The following is a 21,674-nucleotide window of genomic DNA, read 5'->3' as shown; positions in this document are numbered from 1 at the left end:
CATGGTAGTTGGATGGATATGCCGACGATGTGGCTGGGAGCCCTGGAGTACTTGAGCCAGCGCAGGCCGATGCGGTGGATCGCCTTTGGCTTTCGCGAGTTGGCCAACTTCCTGATTCCCACCAGCTGCGCGGTATGTTCCCGGGCCGACTTCCGGCTTTGCCCGGAATGCCGAAGCGAGATCCAGCGCCAGCTTTTCCTTCCGCCATTACCCGACGGCCAGCACCACTACGTTGAACTGCCGCTATTGGCGCAGCAGCTTCCGGTGAGTTCCTGCGGCATCTACGGCAAGGAACTGGCGCGTTCAATGCTGGCTTTTAAGAACAAGCAGCGCTACTTCCTTGGCGCGGTTTTCGCTCCGTATCTGGCCGCGGCCATCAACTCCAGCTGCATTCCGCAGCCCGGCCAGCTGGAAACCTACATCGTTCCGGTTCCGAGCTCGCTCAAGGCCACGGGGAAACGCGGCTATTCCCCGGTGTCCTCGATGCTCGCTCGCGGTATGCGCAGGGGGTTGTATTCAGCTGATTTGGCCATCAAACCGGTGCTTCATTATCGGGTTCGATCGATTCTTGCCGGTGCGCAGAAACTGAAGAGCGGATCTGCCCGGCGCAGCGGCAAGGAGCATTTCATTGCCGAGCAGGCCGACACACCGGGGCGCCCCGTCATCCTGGTGGACGATGTCCTTACCACCGGATCGACCCTCAGACAGGCTGCGATGGCTTGTCATGAAGCGGGATACAACGTCACTTTGGGGATCGTATTGGCCCTGACCAAGCCCCCGAATCATGAGTCTGAACAGTGATTACGCTGAACGCGATAGGAAAACTACGCTCAGAGACTTGAATCTTCGCTGTGGTGGCCTAAGGTGAAGTATGGGTTGCATCACAGATGCAGCGAAAAGCCCATCTTCAGTCCGAAGGGAAGGAACTTTCGGACTGTTGTGTCACCCGACTCTCTATTGGAGGACACCATGGAGCTGAACTACAGCGGACGCAATATCACCATTTCGGATCGTTTCCGTGAGTACGTGGATGAGAAAATAACCAAGGTCGACCAGCTGGCCACCAAGGTTCAACGCATTGACGTCAAGGTCCTCAAAGAATCACATGCCCGTGACCAGAGCACGGCGCTGTCCGTTGAATTGACCGTTGTCGGCCGTGGTCCGGCAATCCGAGCTGAAGCTCGCGGCGCAGACAAATTCGCCGCCTTCGACATCGCTTTCGCAAAACTCCTGGAACGGCTGCGCAAGGCCCGTGACAAGCGCAAGGTCCACCGCGGTAACCATACCCCGGTCGCAGTGCACGAGGCCACAAGCACACTGCCAACTGTTTCCAGCGACAAGTCACTGGTGGAATCCACTCTTGAGGCCCAGAAGGCCGCTGAGGCTGCCCAAGCCGAAGAAGAGGCCGAGTACTCGCCAGTGGTCATCCGCCGCAAGTCCTTCCCAGCTGAAGTGATGAGCGTGGACGATGCAGTAGATCGCATGGAGCTGGTCGGGCACCCGTTCTACCTGTTCATCGATGAAGCCACCGGGGAGCATGCCGTGGTTTACGGACGCACCCAGTACCAGTACGGCGTGATCTCGTTGGATCCATCCCTGAGCTCCAATGAAGAAGCGACCACCGAAACTCGCGGCTACCGCGACAAGGCACTAGCAACTGAGGGTTAACCATCAGCGCACAATCTACGTTGGGCGGTCAGCGCGTCCTGAGCCAAAAACAGGCTCGGCGAATCGCGTTGGCCGCCCAAGGTCTGTCTCGAAGCAGGACCGGCCAAGCAGTCACCGCACGGAAAATGATCTCCGCAGTACAGTCGATCTCGCAGTTGCAGGTCGACTCGGTCAATGTTGTGCGCAGAGCCCATTACATGCCGCTTTTCGCCAGGCTTGGCGCCTACGACATCGAGGCCCTCGACACCATTCTCGCTACCCCGGGCAGCCCCTTGACCGAATACTGGGCCCACGAAGCATCCGTGGTCAGTGCGGAGCTGGTTCCGGATCTATTGCTATGGCAGCGCCGTACCTGGATCGACAAGTCCGACCGGTTCACCGACGAGCAGCAAGAGCTCTCGCACCGAGTCATCGAATATCTGGCAGCAAATCCTGGCTCCAGCGCCCGGGAAATCAGCTCGGCATTGGACGTGGCACCAGTGGCCTCCAAAGAACACTGGGGCTGGAATTGGAACGACACGAAGTATGTGACTGAATCCCTCTTCGCCCGGGCAAAGATCCTGACCTTGGGCAGGAACTCGCAGTTCGAACGCCGCTACGCACTGGCCCACCATGTGTTGAAGAAGCCTTTGGAAATCGACGAGTTGCACCGAAACGCCGCGTTGGAGCGATTGGTCGCTCGATCGCTGGAGGCCCAAGGCATTGCCACGGCGCATTGCGTCGCAGAGTATTTCAGGCTGCCTATCCGGGACGTCAAGGCGTTGCTCGCTCAGCAGGCCGCCGCCGGAGTCGTCGAACAGGTACAGGTGCCGGAGGTGAACGAACCGGCCTATCTGCCATTGGGGACCAAGATTCCTCGCAAGATCGAGCCAGATCTTCGCTTGATTTCACCGTTTGATTCAATGGTCTTCAACCGCAAACGCCTGGAACGCTTCTTCAACTTCGAGTACCGGATCGAGATTTATGTTCCGGAGCCCAAGCGCCGCTACGGTTATTACGTCTTTCCGATGCTCTTCGGTGATGAATTCGTAGGCCGAGTGGATCTGAAAGCGGATCGATCCCGCAGCGTCCTGCACGCCAAGAGCGTGCACTTCGAGGATGGCTGGGAAAGCCAAGCGCAACAGCCGCTGCTGGCAGAGTTGGAACGCATGGCGCAGTGGCTGCGGCTCGATTCAGTGCAAGTTGGCCTGTGAACAGGCTGTCCATCTTGTTGCTGTTCGCTATAAGAACAGTACTCAACCATCAGGAATTGCCAGATACGCCCAATTCCTCACGTAGACTAAAGACGCCAGAAAATACTGTGCTTGAGATATTGGGAGCTACCACGTGGCATCATTGCTAGAACGTATTTTGCGTACCGGCGACAAGAAGATTCTGAAAACTCTTCGTAAGTACGCCGACACGATCAATACGTTGGAAGTCGAAATTCGCGAACTTTCAGACGAAGAGCTCAAGGGCGAAACCGATAAGTTCCGCGAACGTTTGGCTAACGGTGAGACCCTGGATGACCTGCTCCCTGAGGCCTTCGCAGTAGTTCGCGAAGCATCGGACCGTGTGCTGGGCATGCGCCACTTCGACGTCCAGCTCATGGGTGGAGCCGCGTTGCACCTGGGCAATATCGCTGAAATGCGTACCGGTGAAGGCAAGACGCTGGTAGCGACCGCTCCGGCGTACCTCAACGCGCTGACCGGCAAGGGCGTCCATGTGGTGACGACCAACGACTTCCTCGCGCAGTACCAGTCTGATCTAATGGGCCGCGTATTCCGTTTCCTCGGCCTGAGCTGCGGCTGCATCCTGGCCAACATGAAGCCGGACGAGCGACGCAAGCAGTACGAAGCGGACATCACCTACGGCACGAACAACGAATTCGGCTTCGACTACCTGCGCGACAACATGGCGTGGAGCAAGGACGAACTGGTCCAGCGTGGCCACAACTTCGTTATCGTCGATGAGGTCGACTCGATTCTGATCGATGAAGCCCGAACCCCGCTGATCATCTCGGGCCAGGCATCGGGCGATGTGAATCGCTGGTACACCGAATTCTCCAAGATAGTCTCCCGCCTGAAGCGCGAAGATGACTACGAAGTCGATGAAAAAAAGCGCACCATCGGCGTGCTGGAGTCCGGTATCGAAAAGGTCGAGGATTACCTTGGCATCGACAACCTCTACGAAGCCAACAACACTCCGCTGATCGGTTTCCTGAATAACGCCATCAAGGCCAAGGAACTGTTCAAGAAGGACAAGGACTACGTTGTAGTCAACGGCGAAGTCATGATCGTTGACGAACACACCGGCCGAGCACTGCAGGGCCGCCGTTACTCCGAAGGCATGCACCAGGCGATCGAAGCCAAGGAAAGCGTGACCATCAAGGCTGAAAACCAGACCTTGGCCACCATCACCTTGCAGAACTACTTCCGCATGTACGAGAAGATCTCGGGCATGACCGGTACCGCGCAGACCGAAGCCGCGGAATTCATGGGCACCTACAAGCTGGGCGTCGTAGAGATTCCAACGAACAAGCCTGCGATCCGCAAGGACCAGTCCGACTTCATTTACAAGAATGAAGTCTCCAAGTTCGACGCTGTCGTCGAGGACATCGCTGAACGCCACGCAACCGGGCAGCCGATTCTGGTTGGTACCACCAGCGTGGAGAAGAGCGAATACCTTTCCCGCTTGCTCTCCAAGAAGGGCATCCGCCACGAGGTCCTGAACGCCAAGCAGCACGCCCGTGAAGCCGCCGTCGTCGCTATGGCGGGCCGCAAGAACGGCGTGACCGTTTCAACCAACATGGCTGGTCGCGGTACCGACATCATGCTCGGCGGCAACGCAGAATTCCTCGCGGTCGCCGAAATGGAACGTCGCGGGCAGGACGCTGAGAACAATCCAGAAGAATACAACAAGGTCTGGGACGAAGTCTTTGCCAAGGCCAAGGAGACGGTAGCCAAGGAAGCCAAGGAAGTCGCTGAACTAGGCGGCCTCTACGTTCTGGGTACCGAGCGCCACGAGTCGCGCCGTATTGATAACCAGTTGCGTGGTCGTGCTGGTCGTCAGGGCGACCCGGGCGAGTCCCGCTTCTACCTTTCGATGACCGATGATTTGATGCGCCGTTTCAATTCCGGCATGGCAGAGCGCATCATGAACAACCCTTCGATGCCGGACGACGTTGCGCTGGAATCCAAGATGGTCTCCCGTGCGATCGAGTCGGCCCAGGCCCAGGTGGAAGGCGTCAACGCAGAACAGCGCAAGAACGTCCTGAAATACGATGACGTGATGAACCGCCAGCGCGAAGCGATTTATGCTGATCGCCGGGCCATCCTGGAAGGCGGCGACCTCGAAGAAAAGGTAGGCCACTTCCTGGAAGATGTCGTCAAGGCCATGGTCTTGGAAGCAACCCAGGTTGGCAACCCGGATGAGTGGGAGCTCAAGCAGCTCTGGACCAACCTCAAGCAGCTGTACCCCATCGGCATCACCCTTGAGGAAGTCGTGGAAGAAGCTGGCGGCATCGGACACCTCTCCGCACAGTTCCTGGAACGAGAGATCCACTCTGACGCCCAGTACCAGTACGAAGAGCGTGAAAAGCTTGTCGGTTCATCCACCATGCGTGATTTGGAGCGCCGTGTCGTGCTGTCCACCATTGGACGCAAGTGGCAGGAACACCTCTACGAGATGGACTACCTCAAGGAAGGCATCGGACTGCGTGCAATGGCGCAGCGCGATCCTTTGGTGGAATACCAGCGCGAGGGCTACACGATGTTCCAGACCATGATGGAAAGCATCCGCGAAGAGAGCATTGGCGCGCTGTTCAACTTGGACATTCCATCCGGTGCCGCTGCTGTTGAGGACGCTCCGGTGATCGATGAATCGGCCAAGCCAAAGAACCTGCAGTTCACCGGCCCGGACGAAGATGGGGAGGCCAGCACCACGCGTGCGCAGGCGACCAATAACAACAAGAAAAAGAAGTCCAAGCGGAACTAGATTAGTTCCACGTCGGTGACTTGCCAGCGTCCGTGCCATGGCTCAATTTTGAGAGCTACGGCGCGGACGCGGTTTTTAAAGCCGAGGATCGCCGTGCATTCCCAGCAGCCTGAAAAGCAGCGGTCCAAGTGCAAGGAAAGTATTTGGCCGTGGGCGGTCCCTGGTTCGGGATCCACGGTGTATTGCGCAGTCTCCAGCAGCGCCCTGCGTTGTAGTTTGGCAATGCAACTTGGCTCCATGACAAAGGCCAGTTGACTGACGCTGCGATATCCCGCGACGATCTCGAAAACGGCGCGAGCCACAGAATGGGTGATTTCCACAATCGCCCGGTGCTCTGTTCGGCAGACTTCGGCGCGATGAAAAATATGATCCAGTGCCCGGCGCAGATGCGCCGGCGACTCGCAAGACGAGCTAATAGATGCTGCCTCGTGGGCCGATTGATTGACGTTGCGGGGGACTGGGTCCGTGGTGGCCGAGCGTGCGCTGATGGTGATGGTACTCATGATGACTCCTTGAACGGGTGGTGTTTGCCGTTTGCAGTTGTTATTCCTTTGGGGGAAGGGCTAAGACCGTTCCGACCTCAAGATGGTTGGGGTCTGAACCAATGACGCGCTGGTTTGCCTTATAGATTCGCGGCCAGTAGTGGGAGATTTCTTCGGATGTCGCTTGTGCGCCAAGATGCGCGGCAGCGATGCTCCACAGGTTTTCGCCTTCAGCCACGACGGTTTCGGAACCAGCACTTTTGCGTTCCTGTTTGGGCTCTGCGCCGGATGTGACCAGGCGGCTGATCGGTACGGAAATCTGCTCGGGGAACCATTGAGCGGTCGGAACTGCGCGTTGAATCTTCTCCGAGGCTCCGGACAGGTTCCTGCTCTCCGCGCTGATCAAGCTCGATAGGTTCGCTGATGGTGCGGCTGTGCTGGCGTTGGCCGTGGCCACGCTCGAAAGGACGATCGAGGTGCCGACCAGCGAAGTGAGGATCCTTCGACTGAAACTCGGCGCAATCCACTGGAAGAACTTGAGGATCTCTTGGTGCTCATGATGGATGGCCCACGTCAGTAGGCGTTCGGCAATGAAGCGCATCAGCAGCAAGGCCAGGAGAGCCAGGGTTGAAATGCTAATCAAGAAATGAATGTATCTTGACGGCTCTTCTCTGGATGCGGTGTCGGCGGTAAAGCTATAAACGCTGCTCAGAGCAATATGCAGAAGAACGGAACCTGCAGCGGAAAACAGGAAAAGTATGAACAGTGCTCGAATCCTCATCATTGAAAACACTTCCTTAGGTGTCTTTTCATAGCATTTGATGTTATTTGATAAAGATGATGACACTTTGAAGTCTTTTTGTGAAGAGCTATTGGAACAAGAATTTGTCTCGTACAGTTGGCACATGCGCTGGGATTCACTTTTTGATGATCTTGAGGCACAACTTGCCGAACAAAACCGGGCTCAATTGCGAGACGAAATCGCAGAGAACACCAGGATTGAACGTGCGACAGCTGAGCTTGGCGAGAGCTTATTGCGGTTCCGCGGCCAAGAGATTTCAGTCAACTTGGTCGGTCGCACCGAAATTCGCGCACTGCTAGGCCCGTGCGCGACTGATTATTTCTGTCTTGAATCCGAATCCAACCAATGGATTGTCCGCTATCAATCGGTCGAATCCATAGCCCTGCCGATAGCACCCGGATCATCATCCTCGGAAAGTCAACAAGGAAATGCCATCCGGTTTTCAGCAGTCATCCGTGCCTTGCTGCGCGACAGGGCCCGTTGCCACATCCACGGATTGCAGGGGCAAGTGCTTGCGGAAGGAACACTGACCCAAGTAGGAAAAGACTTTCTCGTGATTTCGGTACACCAACGCGACGAATACGTGCACTCGAACGGGCGCAAACCCCAATTATTGATCCCGCTGGGATCAGTAGGCTGGATCGTCTCTAGGGCGCTAAATTAATCCACACCATATAAATGGGTCTTTTCTACTGAAGAAACTTGTCGTAGGCTCACCATCCATAAGCACATTCGCCGGTGGAAGGTAGAGCCACGATGAGTGAACAAGTCCTCCAAGGGACGCGGTCGGTAAAGGCGGCTAGAATCAGGCGTCCAGGATGGAAGGATCCGCGCTTGGCCCTTGGCGCAGTCCTTGTTGTCGCCTCAGTCGCCGGAACCATGTATCTCGTCGGTGAAATGCACGAAACCACCACCGTCTATGTAGCCCGCTCCAACATCACCCTCGGGGAGCAACTCACAGCGGAAAACATGAAGACGCAAGAGGTGCAACTCGGTGAGACGGCAGGCCGATACCTGAACCCGGACTTGGATATCGATGATCTGGCTCGTGCAAACACCTTCATCAGCGCCGGAGAACTGATCCCGGTGACTTCGGTGACGCACAGCGACCTCGGGTCTAGACGCCCCATCAACATTGAACTCCCTGCCGATCTGACCTCATCGATTGGACCGGGAAGTTTTGTGGATGTATGGATCGCCAAGCGGGAGTCCGGAGGCAACACGTACGGGGTGCCAGAAAAGCTTTCCTCCATGGTCGAAGTCGCAGCCCGCGTGGAAAGCGGCGGGGGACTGGTCGATAGGCAAGGAACCAACCTCGAACTTCTGGTGGAACCGAATCAACTCGAGCCGTTGCTGCAAGCGCTGGCCAACGAATCCCGGATCATCGTGATCTATAACCCTGCCGGAGCCAAGTAATGAGCATCTCCGTCATCGTGTTGGGTGATCAAGAATCGATCGTCCGCCAGATCGAGGGCTATCAAGGCGAGCTGATTGTCACCCGGGTTTGCTCTGATATCGCAGAAGCCATTGCAGCATGCCTCACGGCGATCGCCGACGTGCTGCTCGTGGCCGATGCCGAACAAGTTCCTCCCATGGAACAGATTGATGAACTGATAGGCCAGGGCACCGCCGTTGTCTATATGCTCGACAGCTATGTGGACATCAACCCGCTGCCTGACGTGCTTCAGCTTCCCGCCGATATCACCATGTCCGACCTGGAACAGCGGATCACCGCAACCGTTCAATCGTTGAAAAGACCTGATTCACTGCCAGCCAAAGCGAATCATGACCTTGCCGATCCCGCATCCAGGAACCAAGGCAAGATCGTTTGCTTCTGGAGCGCCCCGGGGTCACCGGGACGAAGTACAATCGCCCTGAATTTCGCAGTTGAAGCAGCCGCTGCCGGGCAAGCAGTGGTCTTATTAGATGCTGACACTCATGCCGCATCCATTTCGATTCAATTGGGGCTAATGGATGAGTCCGCCTCGGTCGCGCAAATATGCCGCATCGTCGATTCCGGAAGCACCGACATTGGTCGGCTCAACGCCGCGTGCTCGCTGGTGCAAGTGGGCGATGCAACCATCCGCGTGGGAACGGGCATCCCGCGATCCAGCCGTTGGCCGGAGGTGAGGGCTTCTGCATTGCGTCGAGCCACAACGGTTTTCCGCAACCACTATGACCTCGTCGTCCTCGACGTCGCGCCGCATATCGCGATGGATGAGCAACTGAGCTTCGACACCCAAGCACCACAACGCAATGCCGTGACAGTCGAAATGCTGCGGTGTGCTGACGAAGTTTTCATGGTGGTCAAATCCGACAGTATCGGCATTCCGCGCGCACTTCGTGCCATCGACGAATTGGAAGAATCCCAGGTAGGCCTGCAGCCCAAAATCATCTTCAACAGAGTCAGCGCCTCCAGCAGCGGACGGACCCCAAAGCGCAGACTCATTGAAGCATGGGACCGCTTTGGTCCAATGCACGACGTCGTTGGCTTTATGCCTAATGACAGTGCAGTCTGCAGTGCGTCAGTGTTAGCAGGGAGCCCTTTACTCGAGATAGCGCCTAAAAGTTCATTGCGTACGGAAATCCGGTCGTTGGCCGGCATAAAATCCACGGATTTACCCAAGAAACGGGTTAGTCGTCGATTTAGCAAGTCTGCATGAACTGAAGACGTAAAAAACGGGTAGGGTTGATTAGACTAGTGACCCGCAACGGCGCGGGTACATCGAACTTTGTTCTTGGAGGCGTTCAGTTGAACTCGTCGGAATCCAGCATGTCAGAATCATTCATGGATGCGACTCTCACCCCAAAATTGGTGAGCGAGTACTATAGCCAAATTGCGACTGAGGACGTGGCAGCCTACCGGCCAGACGAACTCGAATCTCGCGTGGCAGCACACCTAGAAATCGGCTACGAACGCGAAGCGGAAAGCCCGAACGTCGCCATTACGCGCAACAACGGAATCTCGGTGGTGCACATTGTCACCGATGACATGCCCTTCCTGGTTGATTCCGTCACTGCAGCATTGGTCCAGCTCAATTCGCCAATCCAGTTGGTCGTCCACCCGACGTTCGTCGTATCGCGCAAGGCCGAGACCGGCGAAATCGTGAAGATCAGCCATGCCGGCCTGCAGCACGTGGCAAGCGGCGACACGGCGGCTCTGTCGGACTTGAGCACCCTTATTTCCGCAGGGACTGAAACTCACGTCGAATCGTGGATTTCCGTTGAACTTGCGCGCGAGCTCAGTGACGAGCAGGCGCAGGAATTTGTTGAACGCTTGTACAGCGTGCTGGCCGATGTGCGCATCGCAGTCAAGGATTGGCCGGCCATGCTCGACCGCGCCAAGGATATCGCCCGGACCCTGCCGCAGACCGCGCATGCAGAACAGATCGTCGAGCTTCCGCAGGCTGCCGAATTGCTGGACTGGATGGCCGACGGCCAATTCACCTTCCTCGGCTACCGCGAATACGACCTGGAATCAATCAACGGCGAAGACGTCCTGGTAGCGCGCTCCGGCAGCGGCCTTGGACTCATGCGCGAGCTGGAATCCCAGGGCCCACAGCACCTGACCAAGCGCGGACGCATCACCGCTCGCGACAAGAGCGCGCTGATCATCACCAAGGCCAACGCCCGCTCCACTGTGCACCGCGGCGTGTACCTGGACTACGTGGGCGTGAAGAGCTTCGATGCCAACGGCGAAGTGAACGGCGAACGCCGTTTCATCGGCCTGTTCTCATCGAGCGTCTACACCTCCAGCGTCAAGACTGTTCCGGTGGTCCGCGAAAAGGTTCAAGCCGTATTGAAGAGCACCGGCTTTGCGGCGAATTCGCACTCCGGCAAGGACATCACCACGATTTTGGAAAGCTACCCTCGTGATGAGCTGTTCCAGATCTCGGTTGAAGATCTCACCAAGACCGCTCTTGGCATCCTGCGCTTGCAGGAACGCCGACGCACCTCCGTGTTCCTCCGCACCGATGACTACGGGCGCTTCGTCACTGCCATGGTCTTCCTGCCCCGCGATCGGTTCTCCACGGACGTTCGCCTGCGCGTTGAGAAGGAACTCAAGGACAGCTTCAATGCCGAATCCATTGAATACGAAGCCCAGCTTGGCGCCGGCGCCCTGGTGCGTTTGTTCTACCGTCTGCGTCTGCAGCGCCACGGCCTGATCCCGGTCGTTGACCGCACTGGGCTGGAAGATCGAATCGCCAAGGCCGTGCGCTCGTGGTCGGACGCGATTGTTGATACCGCCCGCGCAAGCCTGGAACTCGGCGATGCCAACACCCTGTCGAACGCCTGGTCCGAAGCTTTCCCGGCTTCATACAAGGTCCAGTTCGAGATCGAAGACGCCCTCAAGGACATCGATCTGCTCTCCAGCTTGGGGGAGTCCGCCGAGAGCGGACCGATCGTATCCTTCTACGACCCAACACCGGTTGACGAGGATTCGCCCGTATCCAAGCGCATGAAGATCTTCGTGACCCAGCCGCTCTTGCTCTCCCGCATCTTGCCGGTTCTCCAGGATCTGGGACTTCAGGTAGTGGACGAGCGCCCCTACGAGCTGAACCCCGAGGGCGTCGGCCAGCGCTACATCTACGACATGGGTTTGAAGTTCGACCAGGAGATCGAATTCAGCCAGATCGAAGGCAAACTGGCCGAAGCCTACTGCGCCGTCGTTCGCAATGATGCCGAGTCCGACAGCCTCAATGCTCTGGTGCTTCGCGAAGGCCTGTCCTGGCAGCAGGTAGCGATGCTTCGCGCCTACGCGCATTACTTGCTGCAGCTGGGCGTGCCGAACTCGACCGGGTTCATCGCGAACACCTTGGTCGGCAACGCATCAGTCACCCACAGCATCGTGGAGCTGTTCCAAGCTACCTTCGATCCTGCGCTCAGCGCCGAAGCCTCCGAGGCTGCTCGCGAGGAAGCCAAGTCGAAGATCAGCGAAGCACTGGAAGCAGTGCCAACCTTGGACGCCGACACCTTGCTGCGCAGATTCGTCAAGGTCATCGAGGCGACCAAGCGCACCAACTACTTCACCGAGCACCAGGCCCTGGCTTTCAAGCTCGCTCCGGAGGAAATCGACTTCGCGCCGTTCCCTCGCCCGAAGCACGAGCTGTGGGTCTACTCGCCACGCGTTGAAGGCACGCACTTCCGTTTCGGCGCCGTGGCTCGCGGCGGTTTGCGCTGGTCGGATCGTCGCGAAGACTTCCGCACCGAGGTCCTTGGCCTGGTGAAGGCCCAGATGGTCAAGAACTCCGTCATTGTTCCTACCGGTGCGAAGGGTGGCTTCTACGCCAAGCAGCTTCCGAATCCTGCCCAGGATCGTGCAGCATGGATGGAAGAAGGCAAGGGCGCCTACAAGGTCTTCATCCGTACGCTTTTGCAGCTCACGGACAACATGGTCACCGATGGCACCGGCGAGCACATCGTTGCACCGGAAAACGTGGTCCGTCGTGATGGCGATGACTCCTACCTGGTCGTCGCGGCCGATAAGGGCACCGCCAGCTTCTCCGATATTGCCAACTCGCTTTCCGCGGAGAAGGGCCACTGGCTGGGCGATGCCTTCGCTTCGGGCGGCTCAGTGGGCTATGACCACAAGGGCATGGGCATCACGGCCCGTGGCGCGTGGGAATCCGTGAAGCGCCACTTCTTCCAGCTCGGGGTTGATACCCAGAGCGATGAGTTCACCGCGGTGGGTGTCGGCGACATGTCAGGCGACGTGTTTGGAAACGGCTTGCGCCGCACTCCGACGGTCAAGCTCGTCGCGGCTTTCGACCACCGCGATATCTTCCTGGATCCGAATCCAGATGCGCAGGTTGCCTTCGACGAGCGCCAGCGCTTGTATGACTTGCCTCGTTCCAGCTGGGCAGACTACAACAAGGAACTGATCTCCGCTGGCGGCGGCGTGTACTCGCGCAGCCTGAAGTCGATCCCGATCAGCGCCCAGATTCGTGAAGTGCTCGGCCTGCCTGAAAACACGCTCAAGCTGAGCCCAAATGAACTGCTGAAGGCCATCTTGTCGGCGCCGGTAGACCTGCTGTACAACGGCGGTATTGGCACCTACGTCAAGGCCTCCAGCGAAACCCATGGACAGGTCGGCGACCGCGCCAACGATGCGATTCGCATAGACGGCCAGGATCTGCGTGCCAAGGTCGTGGGCGAAGGCGGCAACCTCGGCATGACCCAACTGGGTCGTATCGAAGCTGCCCGACAAGGTGTCCTGCTGAACACCGACGCCATCGACAACTCGGCCGGTGTGGACACGTCGGACCGCGAAGTGAATATCAAGATCTTCGTGGATCGCCAGATCGCCGCCGGCAACCTCACGGCAGACGAACGAACCGATTTCCTGCTGTCGATGACCGACAACGTAGGCGACCTCGTTCTGAAAACCAACTTTGAGCAGAACGTGCTTCTGCTCAACGAAAAGCACGCTGCGCTCACGTGGGCGCCAGCCTACGAACGATTGATGCAGTGGCTGGAATCGGCCGCTGATCTGAATCGCGAGCTCGAATTCCTGCCAAGCACCGTTGAGCTGGAGGAGCGACGCTCATCGGGCGGGGCGATGACCACACCGGAGCTCTCGGTCCTGGCTGCCTATTCCAAGATCCAGCTGGCCAATGCACTGACTGAATCGGATCTGGCTGAGGATCCCTACTTCGCTGAAACCCTGCGCCGCTACTTCCCGGAGAAGCTCGTTGAACGTTTCGGCGACCAGCTGGAGAGCCATCCGCTGCGCAAGGAAATCATCGCTACGGTGATTGCCAACGACATCGTGAATGTCGGTGGCATTACCTACGTCTTCCGTGCCATGGAAGAGACCGGCGCCAGCGAGGTGCAGATCGCCAAGGTCTTCTGCGCGCTGCGCGAGGTCTACGGCTTCGACCGCCAGTTCGATGCGATCAACGCCCAGCCTGCCGGTACGAGCCTGAAGCATTGGGGCCGCCAGCATCACGATATGCGCCGCTTACTCGATCGCGCCACACGCTGGTTCATTAACCGTGTTGACGAGGAACTGCTGGTCACCGAGGCGATTACCCGATTCCAGGACACGGTCACCGAGCTGCGTAAGGCGTTGCCATCGATCCTTCGAGGCAATGATCTGGAACGCTTCAACGAATGGCGTGATGAGGCCTTGGGCTTCGGCATTCCAGAGCTGCGGGCCAGCATGTGGGCCACTCAGTTCGAGTCATACGCCTTGCTGGACATCGCCGAATACGTGCACCGCACCTCGATTGCGCCGGCCAAGGTCGCTGAAACGTACTTCGTTCTCTACGATCTGTTTGGCGTTGACAGCCTGCTGAACCGGATCACCAAGCTGCCGCGTTCAGACCGTTGGCAGGCACTGGCTCGCGCAGCAATGCGTGATGACCTGTACACCACCATTATGGATCTGACCGGGAATATCCTGGATGCTCATGGCGATATTGAGGATCCGGCAGAGCGTGTTGCTGCCTGGGAAGAGGCAAACGCGGCTAACCTAGATCGTGCGAAGACTATGTTTGAGGAAGTAAATAGCCTCGAACGCGACGACATGGCTTCCTTGTCCGTTGCGCTTCGCCTGCTGCGTTCCATCGTACGAAGGTAAACACCGCCAATGGCCCTCATCACCGAAGAACTACGTCAACGTGCTGCGCTAGCACCCGGTGATGAGGACTGGCTCCATCTCCTGGTGGGGGACTGGCAGTTGGTCTCAGACCTTGCCTTCTCCGATCTTGTGCTCTGGTTCCCCACCGGAGATGGCTCGTATATCGCGCTAGCGCATGTCCGCCCCTCGACATCGCATACGGCGTTCCATAGCGATTTTGTGGGCGAGCGAATCCGCAAGGATCTGCGCATCATGGTCGATCGTGCGTGGGAGACGATGCAGGTCCAGCGCTCGGCCGAGCAGGTCGGCAGCGACATCATCATGGGTTTGACCACTGTTCAGGCCATTCCGCTGGTTCGGCAGAACCGTCCCGTTGCCGTGATCACCTCGCATTTCGATCCGAACCAATCACGCACCCCGTCAAATCTGGAACTGGTGTATCGCCAGAGCGCGGATGATCTGCTCCAAATGGGCACTCAAGGTTTATGGCCTGAGTTCTCAAGCCCCACCGGATCGCGCCGAGGCGCGCCTCGCGTGGGCGACGGTTTCATCCGCCTGAGCGTTGACGGAGCCGTCGAATTCGCCAGCCCCAACGCTGTCTCAGGATTCCGTCGGCTAGGAGCCGCAGACGTGCTCCAAGGCCAGCCATTGTCGGATCTGACCATGGCGTTGGTCAGTGATCGGCGCGTCGTGGACGAGACGTTGCCTCTGGTCCTCCAGGGGAAGATGCCATGGCGCACGGAAGTGGAACACCGCGGAGTCACACTATCGTTGCGCGCTATCCCGTTGCGCAACGAATCCAAACGTTGGGGCGCCTTGGTCTTGTGCCGCGATGTCACCGAGCTTCGTCGTCGGGAAAAAGAGCTCGTCACCAAGGACGCAACCATCCGCGAGATCCATCATCGCGTCAAGAACAACTTGCAGACCGTAGCGGCTCTGCTGCGCATGCAGTCGCGTCGCATGCAGTCCGAGGATGGCAAGCAGGGTCTTGAGCAGGCCATGCGTCGCGTCTCAACCATTGCATCCGTCCACGATTTCCTTTCCAAGGGACTGAACGAGACGGTGAAATTTGATGATCTGATGGATCGCCAGTTCAGGCTTATCGTTGAGATCGCTTCGCCGGAACAGCGGGTATCAACTCGCCGTGAAGGCGAATTCGGAATGCTTGACGCCGATTTGGCGACACCGTTGTCCCTGGTGATCAATGAGCTCGTGACCAATGCCGTTGAGCATGGTCTAGCGCACCGCGATGGCGAAGTCTCTCTGGTGGCCGAGCGGTATCTGGGAACTGATAGGGCGGATTGGCTACGTGTGGTCATCGAAGATGATGGCCACGGATTGCCTGAGGAGCCTCGCCGGGAAGGCTTGGGGCTTCAGATTGTCCGGACCCTGGTCACCAGCGAGCTTTCGGGAGAAATCCGTTGGGAAGCGGGGGAGAAGAACGGCACGAGAGTCGTTATCGACATGCCGTTGGACCTTGAGCGCCGAAACTCCTGATTCATCCAGCAGTATTAAAAGAGCGAAGGCCGGTTCAGCATGAGATGCTGAACCGGCCTTCGCTTACTTGATTTAGCGGTAGTTCTTCATGTGTGCCTTGATGCTGGCCACATAGCGCTTGGTGTCTTCGTACATGCCGTTCTTGTTGACGCCAGCCAGACCCTGGTAGTACGCCGCAATAGCGGTGTCCAGATCATCGGTGTTGTCCAAGTTGTAGGCAATGACTGCCACACCGGCGACGACGTTATCCCGCGGGTTCAGGACATTGAGGTCCTGGCCGATGCGGGAAGCGATCCAGTCACTTGTGCTTGGGAGGACCTGCATGACGCCTACAGCGTTAGCCGGGGAGACCGCACGCATGTTGAAGCCGGACTCCTGATACGCATGGGCCATAGCCAAAGCTGGGTCTACGCCCATGCTCTGTGCAGTCGAGCGGACGAGCGCCTGCATTTCGGAACGGCCTGGGACGTCGATCGAGTCCAGGTAGTTCTTGTTTGCGTTGGCGTCTCGAACAACGTGATCCTCATAGGTGCGGCCCTCGAAGGTGTTGCCGATCTTGTCCTGCTTGACATCGCCGGTAGGGGCAACCGAGGAACCTGAAACCTTGAGCTTAGCGCCAACCTTCAGTGGGGTGCTGGCGCTGAATTCAGGGTTGATATCCAACAGTGCCTTCAACGACATGTCGTGCTTCACCGCGATGCCGCCAAGGGTATCGCCCGACTTGACGGTATAAGTCGAGGTCTTGGCCTTCGGCTTGCTTGGAGCCTGGGAGTTCGAGGATGAAGAACCGCCGGAGACCTTGATCTTGTCACCTGGGTAGATGCGCTTGCTCGAGGAAATGTTGTTGACCTTGAGAAGCTCCGAGAGGCTCATATCGTGCTTGGAGGCAATACCGCTGAGGGTGTCGCCCGACTTGACCGTGTAGCTGGAGGTGTTCGACGAGGACGACTTCTTGTCCGAGGACTTGGAGTCGTTGCTCTTCGCAGAACCGTTGATCTTGAGCTTGTCGCCAGGGAAGATGACCTTGCTTGCAGAGATATTGTTCTTGCTCAGCAGCGAGGACAGGCTCATATTGTGCTTGACCGCAATGCTACCGAGCGTGTCGCCTGACTTGACGGTGTAGGTAGCGGATCCCGACGAAGAGCCCTTGCTCTTCGACTTCGATCCGGAATCGCGGCTGTCGGAGCTGGAGCCGGAGCCATTGACCTTGAGCTTATCGCCAGGGTAAATGACCTTGCTTGCCGAGATGTCGTTCTTGCTCAGCAGCGAGGACAGGCTCATATTGTGCTTGCCGGCAATAGCGCTGAGCGTATCGCCGTTCTTCACCGTATAAGTCTTGGTCCCTGCTGAACTGTGCTTGGATGAGCCGCCCTTGTCGGACTTCGAGCTCGACGACTTGCCCGAGACCTTGAGCGTCTTGCCAGCAATGATCACATCGCTCTTCAGTCCGTTGAGCTTCTTCAGCTCCGCAACAGAAGTGTGGTATTCGGCCGCGATGCTCGACAGGGTAGCACCTGCAGGGATCTTGATTTCCTTGACATCGCGCTTTGCTGGAAGGCCGAGGGTTGATACGCGGGACGCGATCAAGTGTGCCTTGATCTGGTCTTCGGCGACCTTGATTGATTCTGGGGTGACTGCCTTGGCAAGGCTGCCTGAGGTTTTGGGGAGGGATACGGGGGCTGCCTGCGCGGCTGGTGCCAACGCGAGGCTACCAATGACCGCGGCTGGGATGGCCGCGCCTGCTACTACGCCTAACGCATGCTTCGAGACATGTTTGGATTCGTGGGGCATGGAGTCGATCCTCATATATACGGTGAAAATAACGGGCATTGCGACACCGGTAACACTAGAGGCTTACGTTCCTAATGTTGTCCGTGATGCAATTGTTATCAAAGTGATACAAGGAAATTTACACTACTCCTGTGGCGCATGGAAACTGCTGTGGCGACTTTTCCCAAAGTTTCTGCGGAGTTTGCGAATTTGTGGGAACCTTGAGAGGTGAAGGAATTCGTAGAACTCGTCGGCCAGTGGCTGACCCTGCCCGATGTAGCAGAAGAACTAGAAGTAGATATTCGCCGTGTGCACCGCCTGCTCGATGAGCGCGCAATTATCTCGGTGCGAATCGGAGAACGGAATATCCGTTCCATCCCAGCTGATTTTCTCCAAGACGGCTCCGTTGTTGAGAGCCTGAAGGGAACCCTATCGGTGCTGATGGATGCTGGTTACTCCGACGAAGAGTCAATTTCATGGCTCTTCACCGAGGATGAATCGCTGCCGGGTACGCCGATGAACGCATTGCGCTCAGGACGCAAAACTGAAATTAGAAGGCGAGCACAGGCGCTGGCCTGGTAGGCCCATCCGTCTTATAGCTGTTGCTCGAAAGGCAACAAAAAGGTCTCGCCCATCCGAAGCGAATTCGGAAGGGCGAGACCTTTTGTTATGAATTGGTGACCCTTGCTGTTACTTGGATCGCTTGGTCACCGCGTCGCTGAGTTGTTGAAGGCCGGCTAGGGTGCGTGGGCTGATCGACAATTTTTCTAAGGCCTGGCGGGATTGCTCGGTGAGTTCACTAATACTGTGCTCGGTGGCTCCGAGTGCACCGCTGTCCCGAAGGATGGTGCTCAAACGATCTACTTCTGCAGCTGTCATGTCGCTTGCGCCAAGTCGCGTTTGGATGAACTCGCGCTCTTCTTCGGTCGACAATAACAAGGCATGGGCAATGAGTTCAGTCCGCTTGCCTTCCAGCAGATCTCCGCCAGTTGGCTTGCCAGTGATTTCGGCATCACCAAAAACGCCGAGGACGTCGTCGCGTAGCTGGAACGCCTCGCCGAGGGGCAACGCAAAGGCCGAATAACTTTTTAGCAGCTCTTCGTCCGCGCCGGCTAGGGCACCGCCGAGCAAGAATGGATTTTCAGTCGAGTACTTTGCGGACTTGAACCGCACAATGGTTCGCGCACGCTTTACTGCTTCGCGAGGGTCGTAGGCGGGTCCAGCAGATTCTTCGAGGACATCCAAGTACTGGCCAGCCATGACCTGGGTGCGCATCCGATTGAAAATGTTGCGCGCATCCTTGGGGAGGTGCTCGATTTCGGAGAAAGCTTCTTCACTTAAGGAGAGGCAAAGGTCTCCGGCCAAAATCGCACTTGCGCTACCGTAGGCTGCCGCGCTTCCCGCCAACCCCAATGCTTGGTGCTGGGATTCAAAACGCTTGTGGACGCTCGGCTGTCCGCGGCGCGTGTCGGAGTTGTCGATGATGTCATCGTGAATCAAAGCGGCCGCCTGGAATAATTCAAGGGCTACGCCGAGTCGCACGATATCGGTAGAGTCCTTAACGCCGCCGGCACCTAGGTATCCCCAGAATGCAAAGAGGGGGCGCAGCCGCTTTCCGCCCTTGGTCAAGGATGTGATTGCGTTGACGATTTCTACTGCGCTGGAGGTAATCTGGCCAACTTCTACGCTTTTGGCAACCAAGAATTCTTCAAGCAACCGCGCGACTTCGGCGGTGTACGTTTGACTCAACTTGGAAGCCTCGGCTTCGAAGGATGGCAAAGAATCAGGCAGCGACATGCAAAATCATTTCTTTGGGTAACTACGGCTGGTTGGTTACAACTCTACCGGTGATTCGAGGGCAATGTTGTTCGCGTTCTTCGGATGATCGATAGGGTGAAATCCGAATATATATTCGAGTATGGTTGTGTTGTCCGATTGTTTGGTTCAGGAGGCGGAAATGGTTCAACGCGCTGTGCTGCATGTGGACATGGATGCCTTTTTTGTCTCCGTTGAACTGCGCGATCGCCCGGAATTGGTCAATAAGCCTGTTATCGTCGGGCATCCGGGCGGCAGGAGTGTCGTGCTTTCAGCGTCCTACGATTGCCGCGCCAGAGGTATCCATTCCGCGATGCCGATGAGCCAGGCGATGCCACTGATGCCTGAGGCAACGATCGTGGAGCCGAGCCACTACAAATATGCGAAGGCATCAGAAGAAATCATGGCTTACTTCCGTACGATCACACCGTTGGTCGAGCAGGTAAGCGTGGATGAGGCGTTTCTGGATGTAACCGGCAGCATGCGCAGGCTGGGTGGCCCTGTAGAAATAGGAAAAGCGATTCGCGAGCACATACGTACACAGATGGGATTGCCGGCCAGCGTAGGTATCGCGAAGAACAAATTCATCGCCAAGCTCGCATCCACTTATGCCAAGCCGGACGGAATGGCCGTGATTGCGCCCGAGCGAACTGGCGAGTTTCTCGAAGAGCTTCCGGTTTCAAAGATGTGGGGCGTGGGCAAGCGTACTGGAGAGCAACTGCGCGCGCTGGGTATCGAGACTGTTGGGCAGCTGTCTCGGGAACCTGAATCCAGGTTGGTGGCGCGTATGGGGGAGCATGGCCGATCTTTGCACCTGCTGTCTCAAGGAATCGATGATCGTCCGGTGCAGGTGACGCGCGACGAAAAAAGCATTTCCGCTGAGCACACGTTCCCCGAAGACATTTCAGATGTGCAGGTTCTCGAGGGCGAATTGCTTCGGCTCAGCCATAGGGTTGCACGACGTTTGCGGGATCATGGAAAGGCCGCCGGGGGAGTCGGCCTGAAAATCAAATATCGGGATTTCACGGGCCTCACTCGTTCAAAGGCGTTGGGCGCGGCGACGGACTCATCGGCAACGATTAGCGAAGCTTCGGTGCTGCTCTTGAGGAAGTTGCTTCCGTTGACGCAGCCAGTTCGCTTGATTGGGGTGCGGGCTGAACGTCTAGAGGATCCTGACTTCGGGCTTCAGCTCAGCCTTGATCCGAAGGACGAGAAAGTGCGGGAAGCGGAACGAGTGGCTGACCTGATCGGACAGAAGTTCCCGCAATCTTTGGTGACTCCCGCACGTTTTTTGCGACCGCCGGAATAAAAGTATTCTGTGAGCCAGGTGAGTATATGAGACCAGTGGTGAAGATCAACTGGCAGGCTGGGCTTAAATGAGACTATCCTAGTAATAAGGCTCATAAGAATCGGGGAACTTTTTCCTCTGACTCGGCGTTGAACCTAAGGACGGTAAACGACCGTCGAGTTTGCCTTTGGAAGGAGAAGACGATGCCGCTATCGGAACACGAGCAGCGTTTGTTGGAGCAGCTTGAAAAGCAGTTGCATGAAGACCGTCGCTTCGCCTCTAGCATGAAGGGGCCGGCCAATGCGGGGCGCCTCTCGACGCGAAACATTGCGCTGGGCATTCTGCTGGTCATCGTTGGCCTAGCTGGTCTGATCTTCGGCATCTCACAGCACATCATCATTCTTGGCGTAATCGGATTCGCGGTCATGTTTGGTGGCGTCCTGTTGGCACTGATGAAATCCGCTAGCGGAAAGGTCGGTCGCCCTGGAGGCAATGGGCCGAAGACTGCTGCGAGGAATAATTCACAGTTCATGTCGAGCCTCGAAGAGCGTTGGAATCAGCGCAAGCGGGATCAGTCCGACAGCTGAACGATACATATCGACATTGAGGTGTAGCCCTAGGGTTACACCTCTTTTTGTTTGTCCGGAAGGTGCTGCGAGTTTCGACTCGTGACGGACCCGCAGAGCGTCCGTTGCCCAATAGGTCGGCATCAATTCTGGCGCATTTTGATTTGGCAACGAGTCAACTTCCTCCGGCCATTATTCGATGGCGCGCGACACGCCTCAGGGCCTGTTT

16 protein-coding genes are annotated in these 21,674 nt (G+C 57.2%); 12 read left to right on the top strand and 4 right to left on the bottom strand.

Annotated elements, in window-relative coordinates; translation table 11 throughout:
- Positions 1-12 precede the first annotated feature (12 nt).
- From D3791_RS01820 to secA, 4 genes are all read left to right on the top strand, one after another.
- Positions 13-801, top strand: coding sequence for a ComF family protein (locus tag D3791_RS01820; protein WP_172511137.1), 789 nt, complete (start codon positions 13-15; stop codon positions 799-801).
- Between the two features lie 168 nt (positions 802-969).
- Positions 970-1,668 carry a ribosome hibernation-promoting factor, HPF/YfiA family gene (hpf, locus tag D3791_RS01815; protein WP_022876578.1) on the top strand — a complete coding sequence of 233 codons (699 nt, stop codon included), beginning with the start codon at positions 970-972 and terminating at the stop codon, positions 1,666-1,668.
- 125 nt (positions 1,669-1,793) lie between these two features.
- On the top strand, positions 1,794-2,861 hold the full coding sequence (locus tag D3791_RS01810; RefSeq protein ID WP_172511136.1) for a winged helix-turn-helix domain-containing protein: 1,068 nt from the start codon (positions 1,794-1,796) through the stop codon (positions 2,859-2,861).
- Positions 2,862-2,994: 133 nt separating this feature from the next.
- Entirely contained in the window at positions 2,995-5,643 is a 2,649-nt protein-coding gene (gene secA / locus D3791_RS01805; protein ID WP_172511135.1) for a preprotein translocase subunit SecA, read from the top strand.
- Here the strand turns inward: secA and D3791_RS01800 are convergent.
- Together D3791_RS01800 and D3791_RS01795 are read right to left on the bottom strand one after the other, a co-directional pair.
- Positions 5,640-6,146: an Rv3235 family protein gene (locus D3791_RS01800; protein WP_172511134.1), complete on the bottom strand. Its 507-nt coding sequence runs from the start codon at positions 6,144-6,146 to the stop codon at positions 5,640-5,642. The two genes, secA and D3791_RS01800, sit on opposite strands and share 4 nt — an antisense overlap.
- A 40-nt stretch (positions 6,147-6,186) precedes the next feature.
- Entirely contained in the window at positions 6,187-6,972 is a 786-nt protein-coding gene (locus D3791_RS01795; RefSeq protein WP_172511133.1) for a LysM peptidoglycan-binding domain-containing protein, read from the bottom strand.
- Here D3791_RS01795 and D3791_RS01790 point away from each other — a divergent pair.
- The 5 genes from D3791_RS01790 (at position 6,947) to D3791_RS01770 (ending at position 16,006) form a co-directional block, all read left to right on the top strand.
- On the top strand, positions 6,947-7,591 hold the full coding sequence (locus D3791_RS01790; RefSeq protein WP_022876573.1) for a hypothetical protein: 645 nt from the start codon (positions 6,947-6,949) through the stop codon (positions 7,589-7,591). The two genes, D3791_RS01795 and D3791_RS01790, sit on opposite strands and share 26 nt — an antisense overlap.
- A gap of 170 nt (positions 7,592-7,761) precedes the next feature.
- Positions 7,762-8,343: a CpaB family protein gene (locus tag D3791_RS01785; protein ID WP_028268797.1), complete on the top strand. Its 582-nt coding sequence runs from the start codon at positions 7,762-7,764 to the stop codon at positions 8,341-8,343.
- Entirely contained in the window at positions 8,343-9,590 is a 1,248-nt protein-coding gene (locus D3791_RS01780; protein ID WP_172511132.1) for a CpaE/TadZ family protein, read from the top strand. Before D3791_RS01785 ends, D3791_RS01780 begins: the two co-directional genes overlap by 1 nt.
- A gap of 110 nt (positions 9,591-9,700) precedes the next feature.
- A complete protein-coding gene (locus tag D3791_RS01775) occupies positions 9,701-14,509 on the top strand; it encodes an NAD-glutamate dehydrogenase (RefSeq protein WP_022876570.1) in 4,809 nt (1,602 codons plus the stop codon).
- Between the two features lie 9 nt (positions 14,510-14,518).
- Positions 14,519-16,006: a sensor histidine kinase gene (locus D3791_RS01770; RefSeq protein ID WP_172511131.1), complete on the top strand. Its 1,488-nt coding sequence runs from the start codon at positions 14,519-14,521 to the stop codon at positions 16,004-16,006.
- Positions 16,007-16,078: 72 nt separating this feature from the next.
- Here the strand turns inward: D3791_RS01770 and D3791_RS01765 are convergent, their stop codons facing one another.
- Positions 16,079-17,797, bottom strand: coding sequence for a lytic transglycosylase domain-containing protein (locus D3791_RS01765; RefSeq protein ID WP_172511130.1), 1,719 nt, complete (start codon positions 17,795-17,797; stop codon positions 16,079-16,081).
- A 207-nt stretch (positions 17,798-18,004) separates the two neighbouring features.
- Here D3791_RS01765 and D3791_RS01760 point away from each other — a divergent pair, with 207 nt between their 5' ends.
- The gene (locus D3791_RS01760) at positions 18,005-18,358 is read left to right on the top strand and encodes an Rv2175c family DNA-binding protein (protein ID WP_172511129.1); all 354 of its coding nucleotides are present in this window, start codon (positions 18,005-18,007) and stop codon (positions 18,356-18,358) included.
- 108 nt (positions 18,359-18,466) lie between these two features.
- Here the strand turns inward: D3791_RS01760 and D3791_RS01755 are convergent, their stop codons facing one another.
- A complete protein-coding gene (locus D3791_RS01755) occupies positions 18,467-19,573 on the bottom strand; it encodes a polyprenyl synthetase family protein (RefSeq protein WP_172511128.1) in 1,107 nt (368 codons plus the stop codon).
- 160 nt (positions 19,574-19,733) lie between these two features.
- Here D3791_RS01755 and dinB point away from each other — a divergent pair, with 160 nt between their 5' ends.
- Positions 19,734-20,900: a DNA polymerase IV gene (gene dinB / locus D3791_RS01750; RefSeq protein WP_028268795.1), complete on the top strand. Its 1,167-nt coding sequence runs from the start codon at positions 19,734-19,736 to the stop codon at positions 20,898-20,900.
- A 182-nt stretch (positions 20,901-21,082) separates the two neighbouring features.
- Positions 21,083-21,466 (top strand): DUF3040 domain-containing protein, encoded by a 384-nt coding sequence (locus D3791_RS01745; RefSeq protein WP_061955333.1) that lies wholly within the window; start codon positions 21,083-21,085, stop codon positions 21,464-21,466.
- Positions 21,467-21,674: the final 208 nt, after the last annotated feature.

This window comes from Glutamicibacter mishrai, assembly GCF_012221945.1.
Taxonomy (GTDB): domain Bacteria; phylum Actinomycetota; class Actinomycetes; order Actinomycetales; family Micrococcaceae; genus Glutamicibacter; species Glutamicibacter mishrai.
This window is presented reverse-complemented; position numbering and strand designations above follow the sequence as displayed.

What these genes read in the sequence shown, in the direction of transcription:
- dinB (WP_028268795.1), top strand. Translation starts at nt 19,734, where the DNA reads ATGGTTCAACGCGCTGTGCTGCATGTGGACATGGATGCCTTTTTTGTC.
- D3791_RS01775 (WP_022876570.1), top strand. Translation starts at nt 9,701, where the DNA reads ATGTCAGAATCATTCATGGATGCGACTCTCACCCCAAAATTGGTGAGC.
- hpf (WP_022876578.1), top strand. Translation starts at nt 970, where the DNA reads ATGGAGCTGAACTACAGCGGACGCAATATCACCATTTCGGATCGTTTC.
- D3791_RS01800 (WP_172511134.1), bottom strand. Translation starts at nt 6,146, where the DNA reads ATGAGTACCATCACCATCAGCGCACGCTCGGCCACCACGGACCCAGTC.
- D3791_RS01745 (WP_061955333.1), top strand. Translation starts at nt 21,083, where the DNA reads ATGCCGCTATCGGAACACGAGCAGCGTTTGTTGGAGCAGCTTGAAAAG.
- D3791_RS01765 (WP_172511130.1), bottom strand. Translation starts at nt 17,797, where the DNA reads ATGCCCCACGAATCCAAACATGTCTCGAAGCATGCGTTAGGCGTAGTA.
- D3791_RS01770 (WP_172511131.1), top strand. Translation starts at nt 14,519, where the DNA reads ATGGCCCTCATCACCGAAGAACTACGTCAACGTGCTGCGCTAGCACCC.
- D3791_RS01810 (WP_172511136.1), top strand. Translation starts at nt 1,794, where the DNA reads ATGATCTCCGCAGTACAGTCGATCTCGCAGTTGCAGGTCGACTCGGTC.
- D3791_RS01780 (WP_172511132.1), top strand. Translation starts at nt 8,343, where the DNA reads ATGAGCATCTCCGTCATCGTGTTGGGTGATCAAGAATCGATCGTCCGC.
- D3791_RS01820 (WP_172511137.1), top strand. Translation starts at nt 13, where the DNA reads ATGGATATGCCGACGATGTGGCTGGGAGCCCTGGAGTACTTGAGCCAG.
- D3791_RS01755 (WP_172511128.1), bottom strand. Translation starts at nt 19,573, where the DNA reads ATGTCGCTGCCTGATTCTTTGCCATCCTTCGAAGCCGAGGCTTCCAAG.
- D3791_RS01790 (WP_022876573.1), top strand. Translation starts at nt 6,947, where the DNA reads ATGTTATTTGATAAAGATGATGACACTTTGAAGTCTTTTTGTGAAGAG.